This window comes from Dongia deserti, assembly GCF_003574735.1.
In the GTDB taxonomy this organism is placed as follows: Bacteria; Pseudomonadota; Alphaproteobacteria; order Dongiales; family Dongiaceae; genus Dongia_A; species Dongia_A deserti.
Genome location: NZ_QORW01000006.1, coordinates 229,001 through 243,550, shown reverse-complemented (window position 1 = coordinate 243,550; position 14,550 = coordinate 229,001). Strand labels below are relative to the sequence as shown.

The 14,550-nt window shown below is 62.6% G+C and carries 15 protein-coding genes; 6 read left to right on the top strand and 9 right to left on the bottom strand.

Features of this window, described 5'->3' with window-relative positions; all coding sequences use genetic code 11:
- The 9 genes from sucC to DTX69_RS11560 all read right to left on the bottom strand — a co-directional run bounded on the left by sucC (nucleotide 1) and on the right by DTX69_RS11560 (nucleotide 10,487).
- Nucleotides 1–1,167 (bottom strand): ADP-forming succinate--CoA ligase subunit beta, encoded by a 1,167-nt coding sequence (sucC, locus tag DTX69_RS11600; protein ID WP_119301688.1) that lies wholly within the window; start codon nucleotides 1,165–1,167, stop codon nucleotides 1–3.
- Between the two features lie 381 nt (nucleotides 1,168–1,548).
- Nucleotides 1,549–2,514 (bottom strand): malate dehydrogenase, encoded by a 966-nt coding sequence (gene mdh / locus DTX69_RS11595; protein ID WP_119301687.1) that lies wholly within the window; start codon nucleotides 2,512–2,514, stop codon nucleotides 1,549–1,551.
- Nucleotides 2,515–2,664: 150 nt separating this feature from the next.
- The gene (gene zapE / locus DTX69_RS11590) at nucleotides 2,665–3,783 is read right to left on the bottom strand and encodes a cell division protein ZapE (protein ID WP_119301785.1); all 1,119 of its coding nucleotides are present in this window, start codon (nucleotides 3,781–3,783) and stop codon (nucleotides 2,665–2,667) included.
- A gap of 258 nt (nucleotides 3,784–4,041) precedes the next feature.
- Entirely contained in the window at nucleotides 4,042–5,565 is a 1,524-nt protein-coding gene (locus DTX69_RS11585; protein WP_162917100.1) for a hypothetical protein, read from the bottom strand.
- A gap of 167 nt (nucleotides 5,566–5,732) precedes the next feature.
- The gene (locus DTX69_RS11580) at nucleotides 5,733–6,509 is read right to left on the bottom strand and encodes a succinate dehydrogenase iron-sulfur subunit (protein WP_119301685.1); all 777 of its coding nucleotides are present in this window, start codon (nucleotides 6,507–6,509) and stop codon (nucleotides 5,733–5,735) included.
- A gap of 108 nt (nucleotides 6,510–6,617) precedes the next feature.
- On the bottom strand, nucleotides 6,618–8,456 hold the full coding sequence (gene sdhA, locus DTX69_RS11575; protein WP_119301684.1) for a succinate dehydrogenase flavoprotein subunit: 1,839 nt from the start codon (nucleotides 8,454–8,456) through the stop codon (nucleotides 6,618–6,620).
- Between the two features lie 20 nt (nucleotides 8,457–8,476).
- Nucleotides 8,477–8,875 carry a succinate dehydrogenase, hydrophobic membrane anchor protein gene (gene sdhD, locus DTX69_RS11570; RefSeq protein WP_119301683.1) on the bottom strand — a complete coding sequence of 133 codons (399 nt, stop codon included), beginning with the start codon at nucleotides 8,873–8,875 and terminating at the stop codon, nucleotides 8,477–8,479.
- The gene (gene sdhC, locus DTX69_RS11565; protein ID WP_119301682.1) at nucleotides 8,875–9,270 is read right to left on the bottom strand and encodes a succinate dehydrogenase, cytochrome b556 subunit; all 396 of its coding nucleotides are present in this window, start codon (nucleotides 9,268–9,270) and stop codon (nucleotides 8,875–8,877) included. The genes sdhD and sdhC overlap by 1 nt, the downstream gene beginning before the upstream one ends.
- Nucleotides 9,271–9,434: 164 nt before the next feature.
- Nucleotides 9,435–10,487 (bottom strand): MaoC family dehydratase, encoded by a 1,053-nt coding sequence (locus tag DTX69_RS11560; protein ID WP_119301681.1) that lies wholly within the window; start codon nucleotides 10,485–10,487, stop codon nucleotides 9,435–9,437.
- Nucleotides 10,488–10,669: 182 nt separating this feature from the next.
- Here DTX69_RS11560 and DTX69_RS11555 point away from each other — a divergent pair, with 182 nt between their 5' ends.
- From DTX69_RS11555 to DTX69_RS11530, 6 genes are all read left to right on the top strand, one after another.
- Nucleotides 10,670–11,200, top strand: a complete 531-nt coding sequence (locus tag DTX69_RS11555) for a hypothetical protein (protein WP_119301680.1) — start codon at nucleotides 10,670–10,672, stop codon at nucleotides 11,198–11,200.
- A 118-nt stretch (nucleotides 11,201–11,318) separates the two neighbouring features.
- Nucleotides 11,319–11,678, top strand: a complete 360-nt coding sequence (locus DTX69_RS11550) for an ArsR/SmtB family transcription factor (RefSeq protein ID WP_119301679.1) — start codon at nucleotides 11,319–11,321, stop codon at nucleotides 11,676–11,678.
- Entirely contained in the window at nucleotides 11,675–12,217 is a 543-nt protein-coding gene (locus DTX69_RS11545) for an SRPBCC family protein (protein ID WP_119301678.1), read from the top strand. Before DTX69_RS11550 ends, DTX69_RS11545 begins: the two co-directional genes overlap by 4 nt.
- Before the next feature lie 52 nt (nucleotides 12,218–12,269).
- Nucleotides 12,270–13,037 (top strand): DUF899 domain-containing protein, encoded by a 768-nt coding sequence (locus tag DTX69_RS11540; RefSeq protein WP_119301677.1) that lies wholly within the window; start codon nucleotides 12,270–12,272, stop codon nucleotides 13,035–13,037.
- 27 nt (nucleotides 13,038–13,064) lie between these two features.
- Nucleotides 13,065–13,817 (top strand): DUF899 family protein, encoded by a 753-nt coding sequence (locus DTX69_RS11535; RefSeq protein ID WP_284735706.1) that lies wholly within the window; start codon nucleotides 13,065–13,067, stop codon nucleotides 13,815–13,817.
- A gap of 87 nt (nucleotides 13,818–13,904) precedes the next feature.
- A complete protein-coding gene (locus tag DTX69_RS11530) occupies nucleotides 13,905–14,441 on the top strand; it encodes an SRPBCC family protein (protein WP_119301676.1) in 537 nt (178 codons plus the stop codon).
- Nucleotides 14,442–14,550 lie beyond the last annotated feature (109 nt).

The window sequence follows — 14,550 nt, the reverse complement described above, 5'->3', positions numbered from 1 at the left end:
TCAGGCCTCCTTCACCGCTTTGACAATCTTCTCGGCGGCATCCGCCAGATTGTCGGCGCTGAGGATCGGCAGGCCGGATTGCGCCAGGATCTTCTTGCCCAGCTCCACGTTGGTCCCCTCGAGACGAACGACCAGCGGCACATGGAGGCTGACCTCTTTCGCCGCCGCGACCACGCCCTCGGCGATGACGTCGCAGCGCATGATACCGCCGAAGATGTTGACCAGGATCCCCTCGACGTTGGCGTCGGAGAGGATGATCTTGAAGGCGGTGGTGACGCGCTCCTTGGTCGCGCCGCCGCCGACGTCCAGAAAATTGGCAGGCTGGCCGCCGTAGAGCTTGATGATGTCCATGGTCGCCATGGCGAGGCCGGCGCCGTTCACCATGCAGCCGATATTGCCGTCCAGCTTGATGTAATTGAGGTTGTGCTTGCCGGCCTCCAGCTCCGCCGGGTCTTCCTCGTCCTCGTCGCGCATCTCCTCCACGTCCTTGTGGCGGTAGAGCGCGTTGTCGTCGAAATTCATCTTGGCATCGAGGGCGATCACGTCGCCGGCGCCGGTCACGACCAGGGGGTTGATCTCCACGATCGAGCAGTCCAGCTCCACGAACGCGCGATACATCGCCATCACGAACTTCACGCAGGACGAGACTTGGTTGCCTTCGAGGCCGAGGCCGAAGGCGATCTTGCGCGCATGAAAGGGCAGGATGCCGCTGGCGGGATCGACCGCCACCTTGATGATCTTCTCCGGATGCTTGGCGGCGACCTCTTCGATCTCCACGCCGCCTTCGGAGGAAGCCATGATGGTGATGCGCGAGGTGGCGCGATCGACCAGCATGCCGAGGTAGAGCTCCCGCTTGATATCGCAGCCGCTCTCGACATAGATGCGCTTCACCAGCTTGCCCTTGGGCCCGGTCTGGTGGGTGACGAGGTTCATGCCGATCATGCGCTTGGCGTTCTCGCGCACCTCGTCCAATGACTTCGAAACCTTGACACCGCCGCCCTTGCCCCGGCCACCGGCGTGGATCTGGGCCTTGACCACCCAAACCTGGCCGCCAAGCTTCTCGGCGGCCTCGACCGCCTCGTCGGGGGTATAGGCTACCTGTCCCGAAAGGACGCCGACGCCAAATTTGGCGAGCAGCCCCTTCGCCTGATATTCGTGGATGTTCATGTCTGGGCCTCAGTTAAAGCGACGCCAAACGCGGCGCACAGATGCGGTTGCATCCGCCGGAGCCCTGACCCCAGACCCTTGAGAACAAAGGCCGTTCTGCGTGGAGGAAAGCGGGCGACAGCGGCAGTCCTGAATTGCTGTGGTGCAGCAATCTACCCATCCCTACGTCCGGTTCAAGCCGATTATTACCACAACCGACAATGAATCCGACATTTAGAGCGGGCGGTGTGCGGACTGCCGCCGTCGCTAGCCGATTGCTAGAAGCGAATCGGGAAGGCTACTACTTCTTCTTCGCGGCCTTCTTCTTGGCGCCCTTCTTCGACGCCGCCTTCTTCACACCCTTCTTCTTAGCGGCCTTCTTGGCCGCCAGTGCGATACTCGTCATTGCTTCTCTCCTCTTTGAAGCTTCCTCACCACATCGATGAGGCCCCTAACGGCCGAAACCGATTTGTCGAACATGGCCTGCTCGGCCCTGTTCAGATCGATCTCGACCACCTTCTCCACGCCGCTCGCGCCGATGATGACCGGCACGCCGACATAGAGCCCTTTCACCCCGTATTCGCCGTTCAGCATGGCGGCACAGGGCAGAACTCGCCGTTTGTCCTTGAGATAGGATTCCGCCATGGCGATGGCGGACGCGGCCGGCGCATAGAACGCCGACCCGGTCTTCAATAAATTGACGATCTCGGCGCCGCCGTCGCGCGTGCGCTGCACGATCGCATCGATCCGTTCCTTGGTGGTCCAGCCCATCTTGACGAGATCGGGCAGCGGTATGCCGGCCACCGTCGAATAGCGCACCAGCGGCACCATCGTGTCGCCGTGCCCGCCCAGGACGAAGGCCGTCACATCCTCGACCGAGACCTTGAACTCGTCGGCCAGGAAATAGCGGAAGCGCGCGGAATCGAGAACGCCCGCCATGCCGACGACGCGGTTGGCGGGGAGGCCCGAGGCCTCCTGCATCACATACACCATCACGTCGAGCGGATTGGTGATGACGATGACGAAAGCCTTCGGGCACTGCTTCTTGATGTTCTTGCCGACGGTATCGATCACCTTGGCGTTGGTGGCGATGAGGTCGTCGCGCGACATGCCCGGCTTGCGCGGGATGCCGGCGGTGACGATGACCACGTCCGCGCCTTTCAGCGCGTCGTACTTGTTGGTGCCGACGTAGGTGGCATCGAAGCCCTCGACAGGCGATGCCTGGGCGATATCCAGCGCCTTGCCTTGCGGCACGCCTTCCACCACGTCGAACAGCGCGACGTCGCCGAGATCCTTCATGCCAGCGAGAAGGGCGAGCGTTCCACCGATTTGTCCAGCGCCGACGAGCGCGATCTTCTTACGTGCCATTCAGGACCCTAGACCCCGGTTTACGCATCGCCGCCGTTGATTCCGGCAGCACAGATTGCCCCATTGCGCACAATACTAGGTGTTGTGTTAATACTATCATTTAACCCCAAGAGCAAGCGTTAACGACATTCCTCATTTTGCGTCACGCACTCACGTCAAATGCGGTCGCGAGAGGTAGTCGACCGATTGCATCTCGTTCAAGCGCGAGATCGTGCGCTCGAAGTCAAACGATCCATCCCCCGATGGATAAAGCCGCTCCGGCGGAGCCGCTGCGGCGATCACCACGTTGACGCGATGTTCGTAGAGCTCGTCGATGAGAGTCACGAAGCGCCGCGCCTGGTCGCGCTGATCCGGCGATAACGTTGGCACGCAATCAATTAACACAGTGTTGAAATGTGTCGCGATTGCGATGTAATCGGCGGCGCCCAACGGCCGGCTGCACAGTTCGTCGAAGTCGAACCACGCCACACCCTCCGCTTGGCGCGGCACCTCGAGACGCCGTTCCTGCACGATGATGCGGTCGGGCTGCGGCTCCGCCCCGCCGGTCAGGCGCGCGAAGCTCTCCTTCATGTGGCGTGCAGCCAATTCGCCCAGCGGGTGGAAGTAGACCCGCATATCCTTGATGCGCTGCAGGCGGTAGTCACGCGCTGCATCCAGTTCCAGCACATCGAGCCTTTCCTTGATGAGCGCGATGAAGGGCAGGAAGCGATCCCGCTGCAGCCCATCCTTGTAGAGATCGTCCGGCTCCCAGTTCGACGTCGCGACGACGACCACGCCGCGATCGAACAGCGCCTCGAACAGGCGGCCGAGGATCATGGCGTCGGCGATGTTGCTGACATGGAACTCGTCGAAGCAGAGCAGGATCGCCTCGCCGGAGATCTTGTCCGCGAGGGCAGCGATGACGTCGTCCGGTCCGTCCTTCTCCTGCCGCCAGCGATGCAGGGTCGCCTGCACCTCGAGCATGAAGGCATGGAAATGGACGCGGCGCTTGTGCGCGACCGGCGCGGTCGCAAAGAACAGGTCCATCAGCATCGACTTGCCGCGACCAACGGGACCGAAGATGTAGAGCCCTTGCGGTGCATCCGCTTCCCGCCGGCGTGCCAGCCCTAGGCGCTCGCGCCAGCCGCTCGCCTTCTCGCGCGGCTGATAATTCCTCAGCGCCTTGTGCAGCGATTGCAGCTTTTCGGCCGCCAGCTCCTGCGCGGAATCGTGCGCGAGGGTGCCCGCGCGTTGTAGAGCACGGTAGCGCGACAGGGGTCCGTCTTCGATGGGTGAAGAGACCAGCGCGTCTGACACAGTGAAAGCGGCGACTCGGTCAATATGCATGTTGCGCATATGACATCACATTTTGCGTCACTTGACTACATGGAAGTGATTCGCGGCCGCGCGATCCGTCTTCTTTTCGCCACTCGACTGAGTCATCGCTGCAACAGATCATGCTTCGATCGCGCGACCGGCGCGATGAAAAGAGCCGCATCGAAAGATCGATGCGGCTCGAAACAGGAAGAGACTCATTTGTGATGCAGGTCACATCAGCGGCTTGCCGTTGACGAGGATCTGGCCGGCTTCGTTGATCTCGATCTTGAACTTGTCGAGCGGCTTGCCGTCGGCGCCCTGCTCGCGCGTCGAATACGCCTGCAGCATGTCGGCGGTGCCCATCACCTGCTGCGCCTCGTAATCCTCCGGCGTCTGTTGGGCGAGCGCGACCAGATCATCCATGCCGCGGATCGCCACGTTGAGCGCGCCGACGACGCCGAACATCGACTGCTGCACCACGTTGAACATGCCGTCGGCCTTCATCTCCACCAGCTGCGCCGCGAGCTGCGAGGGCGCCACTTCGATCTTGGCGCCGGAGGTCTGCAGCACGGATTGCAACGCCACCAGCATGGCCATCGCGTTCGCTTCCGCCATCGCGCTGTTGGCGGAGGCCATGCCCGGCAGGTTGTCCGCCAGGACCTTCACGATGTCCTTGCTCGGGATCTCGGTGATCTTGAGGCTGAGGTTCCCGTCCTTGGGCATGGCGGCCTGCTCGAGCGGGCTGCTCATCTCGTCCATCGACACCGCCAGCTCCCGGAGCCCGATATCGAAATTGAAGCTGCCTTTCTCCTGGTTGATGCCGTCGATGAGCATGCCCAGGTTCAGGCCACCCATGGAAAAAGGCTCCTCGCCGGCTTCGCTGTATTTGAGGCCTTTGAAAGCGATCTTGAAATCACCGCCCTTGACCGAAGCGGCCAAGGTGTTGACCGCGTCAGTCAGCGCCTTCTGGTCTTCGGGGCTGAGGGAGGAAGGCTGACCGGAGGCACCCTGCTCCACCAGCGCGGCCTGCTTCACGATCAGCTCCTGGTATTTGAGCATCGCGGCCTGATAGTCCACCACCTTCATCGAATCATACTTGCCGTCGATCTGCGTCTCAGCGATGGAGAAGAGACCGCCGCCGGTATCCTTGGCCGTCAAACCGGACAGCACCAGGCTGCCGGCCGAATCCGCGACGCCCCCGCCCTTGTCGGTCAGGCCGCCGGTAAACTTCGCGTTGGCAATCCGGACGTCGCCGCCCGTGTCATCCGTCGCAGAGATATCGGCGAACTCGCCGTCCAGCTTCTCAAACGTCGCCAGCTCTTTCGAATAAAGGCCACTGAAGGACTTGGTGGTGACGGTGAGCTTGCCCTTCTCCTTCCCGTCCGGACCCTTGAAAAGCATAGTCTGCGGTATTTTCAGATCCCAGACCTCGTAGGACTTCTCGTCCTTCGGCTTCGCCAGGTAGGTGACGGTCCCGATGTCGAGCGAGCCTTCCGGCGACGGATGCAACTTCAAGCCTTCGATCGTGACGAGATAGGCATGATCCTGGGGCGTGACGTTGACCGCGCCGTGGCTCAGGATGTTCTGCCCCGAGGATCCCTCGATCTTCTTCAGCTCCGCTTCGACGCTGCTCTTGAGCTCGGCAGCCATCTGTTCCTTGTCGGGGCCTTTGTCGCAGCCCGCCAATGCCAGCACGCCAGCCATGCCGAAAGCCAAGAGGATACGCCCGGGCCTCACCCGTCGATTGCTTGTCATGTCGCAGATCTTTCTCAGATTGAAGTCGCCCCATCAACTCACGGCGGCACCATAGCCACCGCGGTCTGAATTGTCAGTTAAAGTTGCAGCGATCAGGTATCAGGAATCAGGGATCAGAACGCCGCCCCACTTCTGATACCTGATTCCTGATACCTGTCATCTGGACGTCAGCGCCGTTCGACCATCAGCTTCTTGATCTCGCCGATCGCCTTGGCCGGGTTGAGGCCCTTGGGACAGGTCTTGGTGCAGTTCATGATGGTATGGCAGCGATAGAGCCGGAACGGATCTTCCAGATTGTCGAGCCGCTGACCGGTCGCCTCATCGCGCGAATCCGCGATCCAGCGATAGGCCTGCAGCAGGACGGCAGGCCCAAGATATCGGTCGCTGTTCCACCAATAGCTCGGGCACGAGGTCGAGCAGCAGAAGCAGAGGATGCACTCCCAAAGGCCGTCGAGCCTGGCGCGCTCCTCCGGCGATTGCGGACGCTCGCGCGCCGGCGCCGCGGTGTCCGCCTTCAGCCACGGCTCGATCGAGGCATACTGCGCGAAGATGGTATTGAGATCCGACACCAGGTCCTTCACCACCGCCATATGCGGCAGGGGATAGATCTTCACGTCGCCCTTCACATCCGCGATGTATTTGGTGCAGGCGAGATCGTTGGTGCCATCGATGTTCATGGCGCAGGACCCGCACACACCTTCGCGGCAGGAGCGCCGGAAGGTCAGGGTCGAATCCATCTCGTTCTTGATCTTGATCAGCGCGTCCAGGACCATCGGGCCGCAGGTATCGAGATCGACCTCGTAGCTGTCGATCCGCGGATTGCCGCCCTTGTCCGGGTCCCAGCGATAGACCTTGAAAGTGCGCGTGCGCTTGGCGCCGGCGGGCGCAGGGAACTTCTTCCCTTCGACCGGACGATCCTTTGCCGCGAGCGTCAGTTCAGCCATGATGTAATTGAACCTCGAAAGAAGAACGCCTCTTCCCCTCAGAAAGATCCCCTTCTCCCGCAAGGGGGGAAGGGAGGTTATTTTGAAGGGGTGCCTTGGAGACGCTCATCAGTAGACCCGCGCCTTGGGCGGGAAGCTCTGCACGTCGTTGCTGAGCGGCTGCAGGTGGACCGGGCGGTAGTCGATCTCCACCTTTCCGTCCTCGCGTGCCCAGGCGATCGTGTGTTTCAGCCATTTCTGGTCATCGCGCTCCGGGAAGTCCTCGCGCGCGTGGGCGCCACGGCTTTCCTGGCGATTGCGGGCGGATTCGATCGACACCACCGCTTGATAGAGCAGATTGTCGAGCTCCAGCGTCTCCGCAAGGTCGCTGTTCCAGATCATGGAGCGATCCTCGACCTTGATGCGGTCGCGGTGGGCCCAGATCCGCTGCATGTGATCACAGCCCTCCTGCAGCACCTCGCCAGTGCGGAAGACGGCGCAGTTCGACTGCATCACCTTCTGCATCTCCAGGCGCAGGGCGGCCGTCGGCATGTCGCCGTTGGCGTGGCGCGCCCTGTCGAGGCGGCTGATCGCCAGCTCCCCCGCATCCTTGGGCAGCGGCCGCGGCGCTTCCTCCGGCTTCACGACCTCGACGCAGCGGTGGGCGGCGGCGCGGCCGAACACCACGAGGTCGAGCAACGAGTTGGAGCCGAGGCGGTTGGCGCCGTGCACCGAGACGCAAGCCGCTTCGCCGATGGCCATCAGGCCCTGCACCACCGAATCCGGACTGCCATTCTTGAGGGTCACGACCTCGGCCCGGTAATTGGTTGGGACGCCGCCCATATTGTAGTGGCAGGTCGGCAGCACAGGGATCGGCTCGCGCGTCACATCGATGCCGGCGAAGATGCGCGCGGTCTCCGCGATGCCAGGCAGGCGCTCATGGATCACCTTCGGATCCAGATGCTCGATATGCAGGTGGATGTGGTCCTTGTTGGGGCCGACACCGCGGCCTTCGCGGATCTCGATGGTCATGGAGCGGCTGACCACGTCGCGCGAGGCGAGGTCCTTGGCCGAGGGGGCGTAGCGCTCCATGAAGCGCTCGCCGGCGCTGTTCGTGAGATAGCCGCCTTCGCCGCGCACGCCTTCCGTGATCAGGCAGCCGGCGCCATAGATGCCGGTCGGGTGAAACTGGATGAACTCCATGTCCTGCAGCGGCAGTCCAGCGCGCAAGGCCATTGCGTTGCCGTCGCCGGTGCAGGTGTGGGCGGAAGTGCAGGAGAAGTAGACGCGGCCATAGCCGCCGGTCGCCAGCACCACCATCTTGGCATTGAAGCGATGGATCGTGCCGTCATCGAGGTTCCAGGCGACGACGCCGACGCAGTTCCCCTCCTCATCCATGATGAGGTCTATGGCGAAATACTCGACGAAGAACTGTGCCCGGTGCTTCAACGCCTGCTGATAGAGTGTGTGCAGGATCGCATGGCCGGTGCGGTCGGCGGCAGCGCAGGTGCGCTGGGCGATGCCCTTACCGAAATGGGTGGTCATGCCGCCGAACGGGCGCTGGTAGATCTTGCCCTCCTCGGTGCGGCTGAACGGCACGCCGTAATGCTCCAGCTCAATGATTGCCGGGACCGCTTCGCGCACCATGTATTCGATCGCATCCTGGTCGCCGAGCCAGTCGGAGCCCTTGACGGTGTCGTACATGTGCCAGCGCCAGTCATCCTCGCCCATGTTGCCGAGCGAGGCGGAGATGCCGCCTTGCGCCGCCACGGTGTGGGAGCGGGTCGGATAGACCTTGGAAATGCAGGCGGTCTTCAGTCCCTTCTCCGCCATGCCGAAGGTGGCGCGCAGGCCCGCGCCACCGGCGCCGACCACCACGACGTCATAAGTGTGGTCGGTGAACGGGTAGGCCTGGCCGTTGATCTTGGGCGCGCTTACGGGCGTGTCGTGGACATTCTCTTCGGGCATGGTGCCGATTTCTCCGGTGTTCAGCCGCCGTAGATCGTGATCAGCAGCATCGCGATGATCCCCGCCGCGGCCAGCCCCCAGCCTGCAAACTGGATCGCCAGCAGCAGCGTGAGCTTCACCGCATGGGAATGGATGTAGTCCTCAATCACGACCTGCAAGCCCAGCACCGTGTGATAAATGAGCGCAATGAGGAACAGGCTCATCAGGCCCAGCGTGACCGGCGAGCCCAGCCACTGGATCGCGGTGGCGCGGTCGACGTCGATCAGGAACACGATGCCGGCCACGAACCAGAGCGACAGCGGGATCAGCGCGATAGCGGTGACACGCTGCACCCACCAGTGACGCACGCCTTCCTTGGCGGAGCCGAGGCCGCGGACGCGGCCGAGATCGCTGCGCAGATTGCCCTTGGCGTTCGCCATTAAACGTTCCCTCGCGCCCAGTAGCCGAGCGCCCAAGCGGCGATCGTGAGGATGACCGTCCCGATGAAGACAGTCCAACCGGTGCGATAGGCAGTGGTCAGCTCGTAGCCCCAGCCGGCATCCCAGGCGAGGTGCCGGATGCCATTCAGCAGGTGATAGAAGAAGGCGCCGGTCCAGAAGAACAGCAAGGTGCGCCCAATGATCGAACCCGCCAGCGCCTGCGCCTGATCGAAAGCCTCCGTGCTGGTCGCGGCGGCCACCAGCCAATAGATCAGCGGCAGGACGCCGAGGGATAGGAAGATCCCGGTGATCCGATGCAGGATGGAAGTGATTGAAGTGAGCTGCGGCCGATAGATCTGCAGATGCGGCGCAATCGGTCGCGGATGCGAAGCCATGGTCGTTTTGCCCTGTCGGTCTTACCTGTCGCCAGGTCCCAGAAATGAGGCCGCTGGCCGTGCGCAGGCCGCCAGACCCCACGAAGACGCTGTTGCCTGATTAGCGTTTTTGCAGTGCAGCGTCAAATGCGACGGCACTCGCTGGACCCCCACCTTTAGTCGGTCTACCGCGGCAATAGGACAGTGTAATCGAGGTCCAGCACCACCTCCGCCGGGTACTTGCCGGCGGCATTCGGACCGGGGAAGTCTGCACACATCCGGTCCTTGGTGGCGACCATTCTGAGCCGCAAGGCGCCCAGATCCGCGCGTCCGGCCAGCTCGATCACGTCCAGCACCTCGCTCCAAGCATAGATCGTATCGCCCGCAAAGCTGGGATTGGTATGCCGGCCGCCATTGATGGCGAGCACGCGGAAGGCATTGGCGAGGCCATTGAAACTGAGTGCGCGCGCCAGGCTGATGATGTGCCCGCCATAGATCAGGCGCCTACCGAACCGTCCCTTGGACTCGGCGTGCTGGTTGAAATGAACCTTGGCATTGTTCTGATAGAGGCGCGTCGCGGTCATGTGATCGCTCTCTTCGAGAGTCATGCCGTCGACGTGGTCGATGCGCTCGCCCTTCTTATAATCCTCCCACACATGAGGCGAGCCGGCGAGCGCGCGATCATAGCGCTGCATCTGCAGGCCTGCAGGGATGTAGAAGTCCGTCGGCGCAACGACGTCGGCCAGATCGGGCACATGTGCGTCGGGTGCCGGCCCTGCTTGGTCGTGCTTTTTCACGATCACCCAACGCACGTAGTCGAGCACGATCTCATCGCGCTGATTGCGGCCGATGGAACGCACATAGACGATGCCGCTCTCGCGGTTGGAGTTCTCCTTGAGTCCAATGACGGTCGAGCGCGCGCTGACCGTGTCGCCCACATAGACCGGGGCGCCGAACTTGCATTGCGCGTAGCCGAGATTGGCGACCGCATTCAGCGAGACATCGGCGACCGTCCGGCCGAACACGATATGAAAGACCAGGAGGTCGTCGACCGGCGCCTTGCCGTAGCCAAGCGCCTGCGCGAAGCCGTCGGAAGAATGCAGCGAAAAGCGCGCACCGGTCAGGCCGATATAGAGCGCCACATCCCCTGCCGTGACGGTGCGCGGCACGGCGTGGACGATCTCCTGCCCCAGCCGGAAATCCTCGAAGAAATTGCCTGCGTTGGTCTTGATCGACATGTCGCGCCCATCGCTCGCCCTATCGCACCGCAACATAACGGCTTAGCCACGTCCCGCAAAGGCATGCCCAAATGCTGCCGCCCTTGGCTCAAATCCACCCAAAGATTAACAGGGCATTAGGAATTTGAGGATAATGACGATCTCGGGGGACAACAGCGACGCGCCGGACAGGGGAGCGTTCGATGAAGTCCGAATATACCACCGTGCTGGATGCGGGGGCCGCACAACTTCAGCCGGGTCCACTGGTGATCGTGCTATCCGTGCCGGTGCTGCTGCTCGCCTTCTCCCATGTGGCCAAAGCGCGTAGGTGGAGGTCGGCCGGCAGGCCGATTCAGCTCGGCCTCTGGGTGCTCTATCTCTCCTATGCGCCCACGGTTCTTTATCAATATTGGACCCTATGGCACAGCCGGGCCGCGGCGCGCGATGCGACGCAGATGTCGATCGAGGCCGGACCGGTCGCTGCAACCGCCATCGATCGGCAGCCCGACGGGCTGTTTATTGAGACCAGTCAGCGCTTCGCCGTGAACGGCGTCGATTTCGAATACCGCCACTACAGTTTGCGCTATCTCGAATTCCTGCTGCCGCAGACCGACCTTGTGACGCTGCCGCTCGACGAGGATGCGCAGGTGCGCGTCACCTACCGCAGCGAGGGCGCGCAGAAGGAGTTGTTGCGCTTCGAAATCGCGGCCAGCGACCTGCACGCGCACAACTAGGACTCACCACTCCGCCACCCTCTGAAAGGCGACCGACCCAAGGCAAGGTCGATTGGACACCCCTCGCGCCATTATTTTCGTCTTGACTTAATTAAGTTCATACTTCATCATATGCGACATGCAGTCCCTGATCGCCCTTGCCGACCCGAACCGGCGCCGCATCGTGGAGATGCTGGCAGGGCGCGAGCTGGCGGCCGGAGAGATTGGCGGCGCCTTCGACATCAGCGCCCCGGCCGTCTCGCAGCATTTGAAAGTGCTGAGGGAAGCGAGCATTGTTCGGGTCAGGGTCGACGGACAACGCCGGATTTACGCGCTCGACCCCGCCGGCTTCGCCGAGCTCGAGCAGTGGCTCTCCGACGTCCGCCGCTTCTGGATTCCGCGGCTGGACGAGCTGGAGCGGCAGATACAGCGCCACAAGGCCGAGGAAGCCAAGAAGCCGCGTTCCAAACCACGCAAGCCGAAAGGAAAGAAGCCATGAGTCGCGATGGATCGATCCTCGATTTGCACACCGTCGAATTCAAGCGCCTGCTGCCCGGCCCGATCGAGCTGGCCTGGGACTATCTCACCAAGCCGGAATTACTGAAGACCTGGTTCGCCGACGTCACGCTGGAGCCGCATGTCGGCGGAACCGTCGACGTGCGCTTCAGCACAGAGACCTGCGGCGGTCATACGGCCGGCGTCCACGGCACCATCCGCGAGCTCCGGCGGCCGCACGTGCTCTGCTTCACATGGTTCCAGCGGTATCAACAGCCCGACGGCTCGATCAAGGAAATCGATGAAGGCGAAGTGCGCTTCGAGCTGCAAGAGAAAGGCGAGAAGGTGCTGTTGACGCTACTCCATTCGCGCCTCCCGACCGAGGAGCTGGCACCTCACAGCGCCGGCTGGCATGCCTATCTCGACAATCTGGATTCGCGGATCGCCGGTCGAGGTGGCATCGACTTCATGGAAGTTGTGGAGCGCGTTCGCCCCAAATACGAAGAGCGGATCGCATCCCTGCAGCGATCGGGAGCGGCGTGACCGGGGGCTCTCAGTTCCCAATCGAGGGCCGACAACGCGAAGGGAGTGAGTAATGACGGCACATAGGACCGGAACACGCGACGAGTGGCTGGCGGCACGGCTCGATCTGCTCAAGACGGAGAAGGAGCTGACGCGGCGCAGCGACGCCGTCGCGCAGCAACGGCAGAGCCTGCCGTGGGTGCGGATCGACAAGGAGTATCGGTTCGAGACTGATGACGGCAGCGCCTCCCTCAAGGACCTCTTCAAAGGGCGCTCGCAGCTGCTCGTCTACCACTTCATGTTTGGGCCTGACTACAAGGCAGGGTGCCCCTCCTGCTCGGCGATCGCGGATGGATTCAACGGTATTGCCGTGCACCTGGCCAACCACGACGTGCTGCTGTGGGCGGTTTCGCGGGCGCCGCTCGCGAAGCTGCAGGCGTTCAAGCGGCGCATGGGCTGGACCTTTCCCTGGGCATCATCCTTTGGCGGCGACTTCAACGCCGACTTCAACGTCTGGTTCAGCGAGCAGCAGCAGCGCGAAGGTGGCATCGAATACAACTATCAGCGCGAGGCGCCTCTTGCCACGATGCCTTCGCGCGCGATGCCCGACGACGGGCCCGTCGCTGCCATGACCGGCACCGACGTGCCCACGTATACGCGCGAGCGGCCGGGCATGAGCGCCTTCGTGCGCGAGGACGGCGTCGTCTATCACACATATTCCACCTATGCCCGGGGACTGGATGGCCTCTGGGGCATGTACCAGTGGCTCGACCGCGCGCCCAAGGGACGCAACGAGCCGGGCTATTGGCTGCGCCACCACGACGACTATGACAAGCGCTGAACAGTAGAGCTGGATGGAGTCGGACCGATGAAAGACGCCATGACAGATGCATTTGCAACAGCACCTGCGGTGGTCGATCGGAGCACTTTCGAGACCGAGCTGGCGGCACTGCGGGTTCGCGAGAAAGCTCACACGCGAGAAGGCGATGCGATTGCGGCCGCCCGCCGGCGGTTGCCAATGGCCGAGGTTGACGGCGCGATACCGATCATCGGCGAGCGCGGACCCCTGACCCTGTTGGACGCGTTCGAGGGACGCCGGATGCTCATCGCCTACTATTTCATGTGGCGCCCCGGCCAAACTGCGCCGGAGCAGTGCGAGGGATGCACCTGGGTTACATCGCAGGTCCGCGAACTGTCTTACCTTCATTCCCGAGACGCGACCTTCGCGGTGTTCTGCCAAGGCCCCTATGAAGAGAGCGCCCGGTATCGTGCCTTCATGGGCTGGGAGATGCCATGGTACTCGCCGCCCAAGGCCTCACTCGAGAGCCTCCTGGTTGGGCGCCGCGTGGGCATGATGCACATCGTCTGTTACCTGCGGCAAGGAACCAAGGTCTTCGAGACGTACTGGACGACGCGGCGCGGCGTCGAGGCCATGGACAACAGCTTCCGGCTGCTCGACCTGACCGCCTATGGACGCCAGGAAACGTGGGAGGACTCGCCGAACGGCTGGCCGCAACGGTTTGAAGGCACGCAACATATGCGTATCGATGGACGTCCTACCTCCCAGTGGTCTCGCCTGAGGGCCGGGTATTCTGACGACCTGGGCACTGACAGCCACTGAGTTCATCCCAACAAGACAGTGGCTGCAAAGGACAGTCACGACAAGCGTCGGGTAGCCTCTAGCCAAGCAAGCCAAAAGGACGGAACCATGAGTCACGACGGAAGCATCCTCGATCTGCATACGGTGGAGTTCAAACGGCTGCTGCCGGGCCCGATCGAGCTGGCCTGGGACTATCTCACCAAGCCGGAGCTGCTGAAGACCTGGTTTGCCGACGTCACACTGGAGCCGCGGGTCGGCGGCGCGATCGCGATTCGCTTCGGCGATCATGCCTGCGAAACGGACGGTGTTCGCGGAACCATCCGCGAGTTCCGGAAGCCGCATATCATCGCGTTCTCCTGGTTCCAGCAGCGCCAGCAGCCGGACGGCTCGTACCAGGGAAGCGATGAAGGCGAGGTGCGCTTCGAACTTGCGGAGAAGGGCGACAAGGTGCTGCTGACCCTGCTCCACTCGGGCCTTCCGATCCATGAGCTGGCCAATCATAGCGCCGGCTGGCATGCGTATCTCGACAACCTAGAGGCGCGTACGGCCGGCCGAGACGCCATCGACGTCGCGAAGATTTTCGGGGATCTTCATCCCAGTTACAGCGACAGGATCGCAGCCTTGCAGACAAAGGGAGCAGCGTGATGGCCAACGTCAAGTACCGCGGCGGCAACAACGTGGCGATGAAGCTGCCGCCACATCATTGCGAAAGTGCCGTGAAGTTTTACCGCGACACGCTCGGCCTCACGGTCAC

Coding starts and splice junctions, on each gene's coding strand:
- sucC (WP_119301688.1), bottom strand. CDS start 1,167: ATGAACATCCACGAATATCAGGCGAAGGGGCTGCTCGCCAAATTTGGC.
- mdh (WP_119301687.1), bottom strand. CDS start 2,514: ATGGCACGTAAGAAGATCGCGCTCGTCGGCGCTGGACAAATCGGTGGA.
- DTX69_RS11585 (WP_162917100.1), bottom strand. CDS start 5,565: ATGACAAGCAATCGACGGGTGAGGCCCGGGCGTATCCTCTTGGCTTTC.
- DTX69_RS11580 (WP_119301685.1), bottom strand. CDS start 6,509: ATGGCTGAACTGACGCTCGCGGCAAAGGATCGTCCGGTCGAAGGGAAG.
- sdhA (WP_119301684.1), bottom strand. CDS start 8,456: ATGCCCGAAGAGAATGTCCACGACACGCCCGTAAGCGCGCCCAAGATC.
- sdhD (WP_119301683.1), bottom strand. CDS start 8,875: ATGGCGAACGCCAAGGGCAATCTGCGCAGCGATCTCGGCCGCGTCCGC.
- sdhC (WP_119301682.1), bottom strand. CDS start 9,270: ATGGCTTCGCATCCGCGACCGATTGCGCCGCATCTGCAGATCTATCGG.
- DTX69_RS11560 (WP_119301681.1), bottom strand. CDS start 10,487: ATGTCGATCAAGACCAACGCAGGCAATTTCTTCGAGGATTTCCGGCTG.
- DTX69_RS11555 (WP_119301680.1), top strand. CDS start 10,670: ATGAAGTCCGAATATACCACCGTGCTGGATGCGGGGGCCGCACAACTT.
- DTX69_RS11550 (WP_119301679.1), top strand. CDS start 11,319: ATGCAGTCCCTGATCGCCCTTGCCGACCCGAACCGGCGCCGCATCGTG.
- DTX69_RS11545 (WP_119301678.1), top strand. CDS start 11,675: ATGAGTCGCGATGGATCGATCCTCGATTTGCACACCGTCGAATTCAAG.
- DTX69_RS11540 (WP_119301677.1), top strand. CDS start 12,270: ATGACGGCACATAGGACCGGAACACGCGACGAGTGGCTGGCGGCACGG.
- DTX69_RS11535 (WP_284735706.1), top strand. CDS start 13,065: ATGAAAGACGCCATGACAGATGCATTTGCAACAGCACCTGCGGTGGTC.
- DTX69_RS11530 (WP_119301676.1), top strand. CDS start 13,905: ATGAGTCACGACGGAAGCATCCTCGATCTGCATACGGTGGAGTTCAAA.